Annotated in this window: 9 protein-coding genes; all 9 read left to right on the forward strand. The window is 54.9% G+C overall.

Features of this window, described 5'->3' with window-relative positions:
- Nucleotides 1–149 precede the first annotated feature (149 nt).
- The 9 genes from uxaC (at nt 150) to E5201_RS02785 (ending at nt 12,612) form a co-directional block, all read left to right on the forward strand.
- Nucleotides 150–1,562, forward strand: a complete 1,413-nt coding sequence (gene uxaC / locus E5201_RS02745; protein ID WP_140984461.1) for a glucuronate isomerase — start codon at nt 150–152, stop codon at nt 1,560–1,562.
- A 205-nt stretch (nt 1,563–1,767) separates the two neighbouring features.
- Nucleotides 1,768–2,901 carry an ABC transporter ATP-binding protein gene (locus E5201_RS02750; protein WP_281280192.1) on the forward strand — a complete coding sequence of 378 codons (1,134 nt, stop codon included), beginning with the start codon at nt 1,768–1,770 and terminating at the stop codon, nt 2,899–2,901.
- Nucleotides 2,894–3,796 carry a carbohydrate ABC transporter permease gene (locus E5201_RS02755; RefSeq protein WP_140984463.1) on the forward strand — a complete coding sequence of 301 codons (903 nt, stop codon included), beginning with the start codon at nt 2,894–2,896 and terminating at the stop codon, nt 3,794–3,796. The genes E5201_RS02750 and E5201_RS02755 overlap by 8 nt, the downstream gene beginning before the upstream one ends.
- A gap of 2 nt (nt 3,797–3,798) precedes the next feature.
- Nucleotides 3,799–4,680, forward strand: a complete 882-nt coding sequence (locus E5201_RS02760; RefSeq protein ID WP_140984464.1) for a carbohydrate ABC transporter permease — start codon at nt 3,799–3,801, stop codon at nt 4,678–4,680.
- Nucleotides 4,681–4,684: 4 nt separating this feature from the next.
- Nucleotides 4,685–5,992 (forward strand): ABC transporter substrate-binding protein, encoded by a 1,308-nt coding sequence (locus E5201_RS02765; protein ID WP_140984611.1) that lies wholly within the window; start codon nt 4,685–4,687, stop codon nt 5,990–5,992.
- A gap of 2 nt (nt 5,993–5,994) precedes the next feature.
- Nucleotides 5,995–7,554, forward strand: coding sequence for a glycoside hydrolase family 28 protein (locus E5201_RS02770; protein WP_140984465.1), 1,560 nt, complete (start codon nt 5,995–5,997; stop codon nt 7,552–7,554).
- A complete protein-coding gene (locus E5201_RS02775; protein ID WP_140984466.1) occupies nt 7,551–8,729 on the forward strand; it encodes a glycoside hydrolase family 88/105 protein in 1,179 nt (392 codons plus the stop codon). The genes E5201_RS02770 and E5201_RS02775 overlap by 4 nt, the downstream gene beginning before the upstream one ends.
- A complete protein-coding gene (locus E5201_RS02780) occupies nt 8,726–9,538 on the forward strand; it encodes a 2-keto-4-pentenoate hydratase (RefSeq protein ID WP_140984467.1) in 813 nt (270 codons plus the stop codon). Before E5201_RS02775 ends, E5201_RS02780 begins: the two co-directional genes overlap by 4 nt.
- Before the next feature lie 236 nt (nt 9,539–9,774).
- Entirely contained in the window at nt 9,775–12,612 is a 2,838-nt protein-coding gene (locus tag E5201_RS02785) for a TonB-dependent receptor (protein ID WP_140984468.1), read from the forward strand.
- Nucleotides 12,613–12,761: the final 149 nt, after the last annotated feature.

The raw sequence follows: 12,761 nt of genomic DNA on the forward strand, positions 1-12,761 counted from the left end.
TCTGCCAGATTGAAAGAGTTTCATAAAAACCTGTTGCCAAAATTCATGACACCGGTTACCTAATGGGCGGGGAATGTAGCGGCAGGTTGAAAATAAAAACCCTCGATGGTTTGGCCTGTGCCAGAATTTTTAAATAACGGTTATAGATTATGTCCAAGCCACTGAAACTGAACCCTGACCGTCTGTTTGCGGCTGATCCGGCGCAGCGCGCCGTGGCGCGTGAGCTTTATGATCTGGTCAAGGCCTATCCCATCCTGTCGCCCCACGGTCACACCGACCCGCAGTGGTTTGCCGACAATGAGAATTTTGGCAGCGCCACGGAACTGTTCCTCAGCCCCGACCATTATATTTACCGCATGCTCTATTCACAGGGTCATGACCTTGAGGATATTGGAGTCGCGTCGAAGGCGGGGCCGTCAAAGGCGGATCACCGCAAGGCGTGGAAGCTGTTTGCCTCCAATCAGCACCTGTTCCGCGGCACGCCGACCGCCATGTGGACCAGCCATGTTTTCGGCGAGATCATGGGCTTTGATGTGCAGTTGTCGGCCGAAACAGCCGATCATTATTTTGATCGCATCGGTGAGCTTCTGGCGTCCGACGCCTATAAGCCGCGCGCCCTGTTTGAGCGCTTCAACATCGATCTTCTGGCGACGACGGAATCGCCGACCGATACGCTTGAGCATCACGTCAAAATCCGTGACTCCGGTTGGCAGGGTCGTGTGGTCACTGCCTACCGCCCTGATCCGGTGATCGACGCTGAACACGAAGATTTCCGTGAAAAGATGCAGGTCTTTGCCGAATTGTCGGGCGAGGATGTCTATACGTGGAAGGGCTATCTTCAGGGGCACCGTGTGCGCCGCGCCTTCTTTAAATCATTGGGCTGCACCTCATCTGACCATGGTCACCCGACCGCCCGCACGGCCAATCTGTCGTCGGCGGATTCCGAGGCTCTGTTCAACCGCATCATCAAGGGGGACTTTACGGCAGCAGATGCCGAGTTGTTCCGCGCCCAGATGCTGACGGAAATGGCCCGCATGAGCCTTGATGACGGGTTCACGGTTCAGATTCACCCCGGCTCATACCGTAATCACAACCAGAAAATCTTTGAGACCTATGGCCGTGACAAGGGCTGCGATATCCCGATGGCCACGGGTTATGTCAATGAACTGAAGCCGTTGCTTGATGCCTTTGGTAATGAAAAAGACCTGACGGTTATTCTGTTTACGCTCGATGAGACCTCTTATGCGCGTGAACTGGCGCCATTGGCGGGTCATTATCCGATCCTGAAGCTTGGCCCCTCATGGTGGTTCCACGATTCCCCCGAGGGCATGACGCGCTTCCGCGAGCAGGTCACGGAAACCGCTGGTTTTTACAATACGGTGGGGTTCAATGATGATACCCGCGCCTTCCTGTCGATACCGGCCCGTCACGATGTGGCGCGTCGTATCGACGCCAATTTCCTGGCGCGACTGGTGGTTGAGCATCGTCTGGATATTGATGATGCGGCCGAAACCATCAAGGATCTGACCTATAATCTGCCCAAGGCGGCCTATAAGCTTTAAGCTTTGCGGGTACCCAACCTGAACAAGGAAGTGCGAGGGAAAACTCTCGCACTTTTTTTATGATCAATCACGAAAATTACGGAAAATGTGATGATGTTCGTGGTTGAAAAAGAAGGTTTGCCTGTGAAGCTGGTTGAAAATGACACCGGTTTCCTATACAGATCGATACAATACAAAAAACAAAAAAGCATAATGGGGAAACGTGGTGACCAATAGTGTCAAACTCACCGACGTCAAAAAGTCCTTTAATGGCCATGAGGTCATCAAAGGTGTGTCCTTGGAAGTCAAAAAGGGCGAACTGGTTGTCTTTGTCGGGCCTTCGGGCTGCGGGAAATCGACGCTTCTGCGTTTGATCGCGGGCCTTGATACACCGACTTCGGGCGAAATTCATATCTCGAACAAGGACGTCACCTATGCTCATCCGTCCAAGCGCGGCGTGGCTATGGTCTTTCAGTCCTATGCGCTTTATCCGCATATGACGGTGGCGGATAATATCGCCTTTGCCCTGAAAATTCAGGGCCTTCCCCGTGCTGAGGTTGATGCCAAGGTGGCCGAGGTCGCGGAAATTCTGCAACTGACGCCGCTGTTGAAGCGTCGTCCCAAGGCGCTTTCGGGTGGCCAGCGCCAGCGGGTGGCCATTGGCCGCGCCATTGTGCGTCAGCCGGATGTCTTCCTGTTTGATGAGCCGCTGTCGAACCTTGATGCCTCGCTGCGTGGTCAGATGCGGGTCGAGATTGCGCGGCTTCATGCCAAGCTGGGGGCGACCTCGGTTTATGTGACTCACGATCAGGTTGAGGCCATGACTCTGGCCGATAAGATCGTCGTTTTGAACGCCGGTCATATTGAGCAGGTGGGTTCGCCCATGGAGCTTTATCGTCGTCCGGCCAATCTGTTTGTGGCGCGCTTTATCGGTTCGCCCAATATGAACATCCTGTCGGTCAAGGTGGCGGGGGCTGCGGCGACCACGGTGACGCTTGAGACGCCTCAGGGGCTGCTTGAGATCCCGCGCACAGGCGTGGTTGCGACGAATGGCGACACGGTCAGTCTTGGGCTGAGGCCGGAAAACCTGCATGTGGCTGCTGACGGTGAGGCTTCACACCTCAAGGGGCATGTGGTTCTGATTGAGCGTTTAGGCGGCGAGACCTTCGCCTATGTGGCGCTGAAGGATTTTGGCAATGATCCGGTGATTATCAAGCTGTCGGGTGAGGCTGACCTGCACAACCATCAGGAAGTTGGTCTCAGGGTCGATCTTGATCGGGCGCACCTGTTTGATGCGCAGGGACTGGCGTTAGGGCAGCCTTTGGGCGCAGCGCCGGATGTGGGGGCGGGGCATGTATAACAACAAGCTGATAGGGTCGATGTATGTCACGCCCTTTATTATCGGTTTCCTGCTGTTCACTGCCTTTCCGTTTATCGCCTCCTTTGTGCTCAGTCTGACGGATGCCCGCTTGCAGGATCAGCTGGGGGCGGCGAACTTTACGGGTTTGGCCAACTATGGCGAGATGGCTGGTGATGCGACCTTCCAGAAATCGCTGGGGGTGACGTTTTTCTATGTGTTCGTCACGGTGCCGCTGAAACTGGCCTTTGCCTTGCTGATCGCCGTGATTTTGAACTTCAAGCTCAGGGGGATCGGTTTTTTCCGTACCGCCTTTTATCTGCCATCCATTCTGGGGGGGTCGGTAGCCATTGCGGTGGTCTGGCGCTTTGTTTTCGCCGGTGACGGCCTGATCAATCAGGCGTTTGGCGTGCTGGGGTTCGGCGGTATCAACTGGCTGGGTGAGCCGGATACGGCCATGTTCTCGATTGTGCTGCTGCGTTTGTGGCAGTTCGGCTCGGCCATGGTGGTGTTTCTGGCCGGTCTTAAGGCCATTCCTGAAGACCTTTATGAAGCCGCCGATATTGACGGCGCCTCACGCTTTAAGCAGTTCTGGATGATCACCCTGCCGCTTCTGACGCCGGTGTTGTTCTTTAACTTCATCATGCAGATTGTTCAGGCATTTCAGGAGTTTAACGGGCCATACATCATTACCGCCGGTGGGCCGCTCAAGTCGTCCTATCTCCTGCCGCTGATGATCTATGAGGAGGCGTTCAAATACTTCAATCTGGGCTATTCCTCGGCCCTGTCCTGGGTATTGTTCGTCATTATCGCCATATTTACCGCCGTCGCCTTCTGGTCGCAGAAACACTGGGTGTTCTATGCGCAGGAACGGGACGACAATAAGGGAGGGCATTAATCATGGCCTCAACGACATCTCATGCCCCCGATGCGGGGTGGCGCAAACATCTGCCGGTGCTTAATGCGCTGCTGCGTTATGGTATTCTGATAATTATCGGTTTCCTGATGCTCTATCCGCTGTTCTGGATGATCGGCGGATCGTTCAAGAACAACCATGAAATCTTTTCGAGCATTGGCTTTATCCCTAAGGAGCCGACGCTTGACGGGGTGATCAATGGCTGGAAAACTTCGACGGAATATACCTTCGCCACCTATCTGATTAACACCTTCAAGATCGTGATCCCTAAGGTCATTGTGACGGTGATTTCTTCGGTGATCGTCGCCTATGGCTTTGCCCGCTTTGCCATTCCGGGCCGCAAATATCTGTTTGCGCTGCTTATGGCTACGGTACTTCTGCCGAAGTCGGTGCTGCTCATCCCGCAGTATCTGATGTTCCGTGAGTTCGGCTGGCTTGATACCTATCTGCCGCTCTATATTCCGCAGGCTTTTGCGGTTGAGGGCTTCTTTGTCTTCATGATCATCCAGTTCATGCGCTCGCTACCGCTTGAGATGGAAGAGGCGGCGGTGATGGATGGCTGTAACTCGTTTCAGGTGCTGACGCTTATTGTGGCACCGGTGATCCTGCCGGCGATTATTGCCGTGGCCCTGTTCCAGTTTATGTGGAGCATGAACGACTTCCTTCAGCCGCTGATCTATCTCTCAAGCGTTGAGAAATATCCGGTGGCGCTGGCGCTCAAGATGTCGATTGATGTCACCGAAGCGACCTCATGGAACGAGATTCTGGCCATGTCTACGATTGCCATTGCGCCTTCGCTGATCCTGTTCTTTGCCGCGCAAAAATATTTTGTCGATGGCATCACCTCCGGCGCGGTGAAGGGGTAAGGCTATGGGACATATGCTTAATCGCCGTCATCTTCTGGCCGGAACTGTGGCGGCGGGGGCTGCGACAGCCCTTGCGGGGTGCAGCCCGAAACAGGGCGCTTCGGACAGTGAATTGCGCATCAGCTGGTGGGGCGGGTCATCGAACCACCGCGCCACGCTTGAGGCTCTGCGCCTGTTTGAGGAAGCCAATCCCGGTGTGCGTGTCAAGGGCGAATATACCGGCTTTTCCGGTCACCTTGAACGCCTGACGACGCAGCTGGCGGGGGATACGGCACCCGATGTCATGCAGATCAACTGGTACTGGCAGACCCTGTTCTCTCGTGACGGCAAGGGGTTCTTTGATCTGAACGGATTACGTGACATTATCGACCTGAGCCAGTTCGATGCGCGCACCCTTCAGATGGGGACGACCAATGGGCATCTGAACGCACTGGCGGTAACCAATGCCGCCCGTCTGTTCTATTTCAATGCCACGACCTTTGATAAGGCGGGCGTGGCCTTGCCTGCGACCTGGGATGAACTGAAGGCTACAGGCCCGCAGATGCACAAGGCGCTTGGGGATGCCTATTATCCGATCGATGGCACCTTTCAGGATTTTGCCGCTCTGGCGCGGTCCTATGTGGTGCAGAAGACCGGCAAGCCGCTCGTTGATACGGCCACCAAGAGCCTGAACTGCTCGCCTGAGGATATGCGCGAGGTGGCGCAGCTCTATACCGATCTGACACAGGGTCATACCTGGCCTGCGGCACGAGTGCGGGCCTCTTACGGCAATGTGCCGCAACAGGAAATGCGTCCGTGGATCAATGGCGAATATGCCGGTACCTATCAGTGGAATAGCGCCATTGATAAATATACCGACACGCTCAGTCCCGGTCAGACGGTAAAGCTGGCGCCCTATCCCATGCGTGACGGCGCGACCGATGCGGGGCTTCTGTATCGACCGGCCATGCTGTTTGTGATTAACCGCAACTGCAAGCAACCGGAAGCGGCGGCGCGGCTGATCAACTTCCTGCTCAATGATCCGGTGGGTGTACGGGCCATGGGGCTGATGCGCGGGGTGCCGGTGTCGGCTATTGCGCAAAAGACGCTGAAGGATGACGGACTGCTGGATGGCCTCAAGCTTGAGAGCGAAGCCCAGATTGCCGACCTGCCCAAGACCGTACTGGAAAGTCCCTATTTTGAGCATCCGCGCGTGCGGGATGGCTTTCAGGATATCCTTGAGGGGCTGGGTTATGGTCGCGTGTCACAAAAGGAGGCCGGTGAGCGTCTCTATACCGACATCAATGCCATATTGCATCGGGTTGTACGCTAATCATGTCTGACCAGACTAAGCCTGAGTTGCGCCTTATTGCGGATTTGCCTACGGCCCTGACCTTTGAGGTGTGTGACGGCAGTGTGTATCAGGCAGGCGGCCCGCGGCAGGTCTGGGTCAATGATCAGCCGGTTCTGGAGACGGCACTGAATGTCTTTACCCTAAGGGAGCTAAGCCCGGATACGGTCTATCGCGTACGGGTCGACGGACTTGAGGTGGTGGTGCGCACCGAAACCCTTAAGGCGATTGTCGATCCGAAGCGCTTCGGGGCTAAGGGTGATGGTGTTACGGATGATACCCATGCGCTTCAAGCGGCGATTTCGGCCTGTCCGATCAACGGGCTGGTGCGTCTTGAAGCGGGTCAGTATCTGACGGGGCCGTTGTTCCTCAAAAGCTGTATGGCACTTGAGATTACAAAGGATGCCCGTTTGCTGGGGCAGCGCGATATCAGCCGCTGGCCTATATTGCCCGCCATATTGTCCGATGCCAGTGGCGCAGACGGGGCTTATCTGGGGACATGGGAAGGCGAGGCTTTTGATTGCCATGCCGGACTGATCAATATCCTGTCGGCCCATAATGTCAGTATTTATGGTGAGGGTGTGATTGACGCGCAGGCCGGTTTTGACAACTGGTGGAGCCGTCCGAAAACGCCGTTTGAACAGGGGGAACTGACCGCCTGGCGTCCGCGCCTGTTTTTTGCGGTCGATTGCGAGCACATCACCGTCGAAGGTATCACTGTGCAGAACAGTCCGTCATGGACGGTGCATCCGGTCAATTCGCGCTGGCTGACCTTTGCCAATATGAAAATCAAAGCCCCGGCCGATAGTCCGAACACGGACGGGCTCAATCCCGAAAGCTGCACCGATGTCACCATTGCCGGTGTACATTTTACGGTCGGCGATGACTGTATCGCGCTTAAGTCCGGTAAGATCAGCATGGCCAAAAAACGCCTGCGTCCGACGCGGCGTGTGACGATCTCAAACTGCTGGATGCAGGATGGTCACGGGGCAGTGGTGATCGGTTCAGAGATGGCTTGCGGCGTTTATGATGTAAGCGTGAAGAACTGCCTGTTTACCGGCACGGATCGCGGCCTGCGCCTTAAGACACGTCGTGGACGCGGGAGTGAGGCGGTGGGGCGTAATATCCGCTTTGAAAACATCCTGATGAAGGGCGTGGGGACGGCCTTTGTTATCAACAGTTTCTACTGGTGCGATCCGGACGGCAAGACCGACTATGTCGCCGACCGCAAGGCGCGGCCTTTGGATGAGGGGACGCCGTCTCTGGGCGGGGTGTCTTTGAAGAATGTGCGTTGCGAAGGGGTGCGCCACGCCGCCATCTATCTGCTGGGACTGCCGGAACAGCCGATAGATGGGGTTGAGGTAGACGGGTTTTACGTCCGCTATGACCCTGAGGCCGAAGCCGGGGAACCCGACATGGCCGCCACTATTCCGCCCGTGCGCCATGTCGGCGTTTATATTTCTGCGGCAAAAAACATCCGCCTGAATGGCCTCGATATCGAGGGGCAGGACGGTGAAAAAATTATACTGGAAGATGTGACATGACGGCAAAACTGGATTTAACCCATACAATTCCTGAGGATGTGGCCAACGCAGCGGTGCAGCGCGATCTGACCCTGAGCGCCGAAACGGCGTCGGCCCTGTCGGCATTTGGGGCGCAGGTGCCGGTGTTTCTGCAAAACTATCTGCGCACATGGTCGCCTTATCGTCCCTGGTGGAACTATGAGGACGGACTGATCTGGAAGGGGGCGCTTGATCTCTATGGCGTGACCCGTGATCAGGCCTTGCTGGACTATGTGCTGGCGGAAATGGAGACGCGGGTTCTGCCTGATGGGTCAATGCCGACCTTCCTGCCCAAGGAATATAATATCGACCATGTAAACGGCGGCAAGATTCTGTTTCCGCTATACGCGTTTACGGGCGAAGAGCGTTTCCGCAAGGCAATGGATGTCCAGTTTGCCCAGCTTAAAGAACATCCCCGCACGCAGTCAGGCAATTACTGGCACAAGCAGATCTATCCGAATCAGGTCTGGCTGGATGGCCTGTTTATGGCGCAGCCTTATCAGGTCGCCTATGCAAAGATTACAGGCGATGAGGCCTTGTTTGCCGATAGCGTGCAACAGTTTCTGAACGTCGAGTGCCTGCTGAAAAAGACAGAAAACGGGCTTTACTTCCACGGTTGGGACGAAAGCCGGGCCGAGCGCTGGTCTGATCCGGATACCGGTTTGTCACCCAATGTCTGGGGACGGGCGATGGGCTGGTGGATAGGCGCATTGGTCGAGGTCTATGAGGCTTCGGAGGGGCTGGATCTGAATTTGCGTGGCGAAATCGCCCGCATTACCCGCGATACCTTAGGGGCGCTGATGACGTACCGCTCTGAAAATGGCCTGTGGTATCAGGTCGTCGATCAGGGCGCGCGCGAAGGCAATTACGAAGAAGCCTCGGCTTCGGCCATGATCGCCTATGGCTTGCTTAAGGCCGCGCGCTTTAAGGTGGTCGGGCCGGAACTGGGGCGGGCGGGTCTTGAGTCGCTGAAGGCGGTTACGGCACGTTTTGTGACCCCTTCGGCGCTGAACGGTATCTGTGGGGTGGCGGGGCTCGGCAATACGCCCTATCGTGACGGTTCATACGAATATTATCTGTCTGAAAAAATCACACCCAATGACCCGAAGGGGGTCGGGGCGTTGATGTGGGCACTTACTGAAGGTTTAAAAGCGTGAATATTGATAAGATTGCCTCGTCGTTCGTAACGGCCCGCCGCGAAGCCCGCGCCCTTGATGGCTATCCGGGCGACGTGCCCGCACATTTATCGACTTCCTATGCCATTCAGGAAGAGGCGATAGGCCTGTGGAACCGTCCTGTCATTGGCTGGAAGATCGGGCGTCTGGCACCGGATTATCAGCCGGTGCATCAGACGGAGCGACTGGCTGGGCCGATTTTTGACACGATGTTCAAGCCATCAGCAGGTGAGGTTGAGGTGCCGGTATTTGATGGTGGGTTTGCTGCTGTCGAGGCCGAATATATCTTTCGTGTCGGCCATGACGCCGATCCGGCAAAAACGGACTATAGCGAATCCGAGGCGCATCAGCTGATTGATGCGCTGTTTGCCGGTATTGAAATGGCTGGCTCGCCTCTGGCGACAATCAATAAGCTGGGGCCGACCGTGGTGGTTTCGGATTTCGGCAATAATTTCGGGCTGATATTGGGGCCGGAACTGCCTTTCGATCCGGCCAAAGTGTCGGACATGCGGGCGGAAACGGTCATTGACGGCCAAAGCGTCGGTACAGGTGGATTACACGCCATGCCGGGCGGGCCGCTGGCGGCGATTGGCTGGCTGGCCGGGCATCTGGCGCGTCGCGGCAGGCCACTGCGCAAGGGGCAATTGATTTCATCGGGGGCCACGACCGGTATTCATGACATAGTTGCGGGTCAGGCCTCTGTTGTTACTTTTGAAGGGCCGGATCATGCGCCGGTCGAAATCAGACTTAAGGCGGTGCCGTTAACCGCATCGGCTGCGGAACTGGCCTGATACATAAGCTGAAATATGGCAGATATGTCACTTTTGGCATCTTGTTGATATTTCAGCCTTGTCATCACGCCGGAATTATGGCTAGCTAGCCTCAATTGACACCGGTTACCTATGCTCAGCGGTGACACCGGTGTCAATAATGGATCATTAGGAAAGCCCATCAACGGGCATCACAATGTCTGTACGACATTTGCCACAATAAGGCGAAGCGGGCAGGCATATACGGGGAGTTATCTATGACTAAACCAATTCACACCAGACGTGTGTCTGCCTTTATTCGTTATGGTGCCTCACTGGCGGCCATGATGTCCGTCTGCGCCGCCGGTCAGGCCTTTGCGCAGGCGCAACCGGTCGAAGAAGATATCGAAACCGTCGTGGTAACCGGTTTCCGTGGCTCATTGCAGTCATCAATTGCAGCCAAAAAACGTGAAAACGCTATTGTTGACGTTATTACTGCCGAAGATATTGCGGATTTTCCGGACAACAATCTGGCTGAATCCTTGCAGCGTATTCCCGGTATCGCTATTGACCGCGATGGCGGTGAAGGTCGCTCGATCACCGTGCGTGGTCTGGGACCGCAGTTTACACGTGTGCGTATCAACGGTCTGGAAGCTTTGGCGACGACCGGTGGTAAGGATACAACCGGTGCCAACCTGGATCGCGGCTTCGACTTTAACGTTTTCGCCTCAGAATTGTTCCGCTCGTTGACTGTACGTAAGTCGCAGTCGGCGATTGTCGACGAGGGATCGCTGGGGGCAACGGTTGATCTTCAGACATCGCGTCCTTTTGACTATAAGGGCTTCGTCATGGCTGCCGGTGTTCAGGCCGCCTATAATGACCGCTCCAAGGATACTTCACCCCGCACCACCTTCCTCATCTCGAACCGCTGGGCGGATGGCAAGATCGGGGCTTTGCTGTCGGTAGCCTATTCCGAGCGTAATATCTTCGAAGAAGGCCCTTCGACGGTGCGCTGGGAAAATGCCTATAACCAGTCTAATGGCCTGCGCTTCCAGAACTATTCGACGGATGGCGGCGCAACATTTACAGCCATACCGACCAGTGGCACCCTTACCGGCGAAGCGCTTCGCATTTCTCAGGCCCTGCACCCGCGTATTCCACGTTATGGCCGTATGAGCTATGACCAGTCACGTCTGGGTGTAACTTCGGCAATTCAGTTCCGTCCTTCTGAGGCGACGCTTGTTACCCTTGAAGGGCTTTATTCAAAGTTCCGTGCTGACCGTACGGAGCATTATCTTCAGGCGCTGTCGTTTAGCCGTGGTGGTGCAGGTAATCCGATCACCGATATTTATGATTACACCATTTCTGATACGGGTGTAATCACTAAGGCCAGCTTCAATGATGTGGATGTACGCTCCGAGACCCGCTTCGATGATCAGTCTTCGACCTTTGGCCAGTTGAGCCTGACGATTGATCACCGTTTCACAGACAAGTTATCGGCCTCATTGCGCGTCGGTTCATCTAAATCGGTACAGAATAATCCACGCCAAACCACTATTACGCTCGATGCCTATGATATTGATGGCTACAGCTATGATTTCACAAACCGTGAAAAGCCAGTGTTTAATTACGCCACGAATAATGGTGTAGGGGTTGATAATCTGGCCTATTGGACCTTTTCAGGGTCAGCGGCTCTGGGTGATGCATCGATTATCCGTATTCGCCCAAATAAAACGAATAACCGCTTTGATAACCTTGCACTTGATTTCACGTATGATCTGAATGACAGCCTGACCCTCAAGTTCGGGGCATCGCAGAAGAAATTTGATTATGATACGTCGCAACAGCGCCGTAGTTCCGAAGCTATTCCAGCGGCCGATGTTGCCATTCTCAATGCAGATATCGCACGCTACACCCATACTGTTTCGGGTTTTGGCAACACATGGTTTGTGCCTGATCTGGATGCTATACAGGACGCCATCAATTACGAGGGCGGCCAGGGTGCTTATGCTACAGGTGGGGCGTCCGTGGGCGGCGCTCGTGGTCTGAATCGCGATGCCAAGGAAAAAGATACGGGTTATTATGTGCAGCTTGACTTCCGCACCGTGCTGGGCAGCATTCCGGTTCGGGGTGACATCGGTGTGCGTCAGGTCAAAACCGAACAGACTACGCGTGGATGGACATCGGCGACCAATTTTATCACGGCGCAACGTGAATATGACGATACCTTACCGTCTTTGAACGTAGCCATTGAACCGCTGGACAACTTCTTTGTTCGTTTTGCGGCGGCAAAAACCATGGCCCGTCCTTTGCTGGGCAACCTGACGCCGGGTGGGACGCTTAATACCAATACACGTGTCTATACCGGCGGCAACCCTGCGCTTGATCCGATCCGGTCAACCAACTACGATCTGAACTTCGAATATTATGCGAGCTCAGAAGCTCTGTATTCTATCGGCTTCTTCCAGAAGGACATCGATTCCTACATTCAGGTTCGTCGTTATTCCGCACCGTTCAGCAGCATAGGTCTTGATCCAAGCGAACTGGCGGGTACAGGCCAGAGCCCTAGCGATCTTTATGATATCCAGAACCCCATCTCGACACCGGGTGGTACTCTGAAAGGCTTTGAAGTCAATATTCAGCAACCATTTACGTTCTTGCCGGGCATTTTGCGTAATACAGGTGGTATCTTCAACTATACTCAGGTCGAGTCCAAGATTGAATACTATACCTCCCCGACGATCGCGACTACGCGGACAGAGAACCTTCTCGGCCTGTCGCCGAAATCCTGGAACGCTACACTGTACTATGAAGATTCCAAGTTCTCAGGGCGTGTATCGGCGGCCTATCGTGACAAGTATCTGGTCAGTCTGCTGCCGGGTTCAGGGGCTGACTTCTACGGCAAGAATGAGACCCTCAACTTTGATGCGGCGGCAAGCTACAAGATTTCAAACCGCGTAACCCTTACGTTTGAGGGCATCAACCTGACCGATGAAGCCGACGATCGTTATGTGTCCTACGCACAAACGGCGACAGGTAACACGGAACAGAACGCCTTGCTGGAATACAGCCAGTCAGGTCGTCAGTTCATCTTTGGTCTGCGTTACAAATACTAGGGCCTCAGAGATGGCCCGTCTTTTCGGAGGCGGGCCTCTAGTAAGCGTTTTCCTTTTCTTTTTCCAAACTATACCTCTGGCGCCGGAGCAATCCGGCGCTTTTTTTATGGAATATGTCTCGACCGGACGGACCAAAGGTTCTAAATCCA

The sequence above is a fragment of the Asticcacaulis tiandongensis genome, assembly GCF_006475605.1.
Lineage (GTDB): Bacteria > Pseudomonadota > Alphaproteobacteria > Caulobacterales > Caulobacteraceae > Asticcacaulis > Asticcacaulis tiandongensis.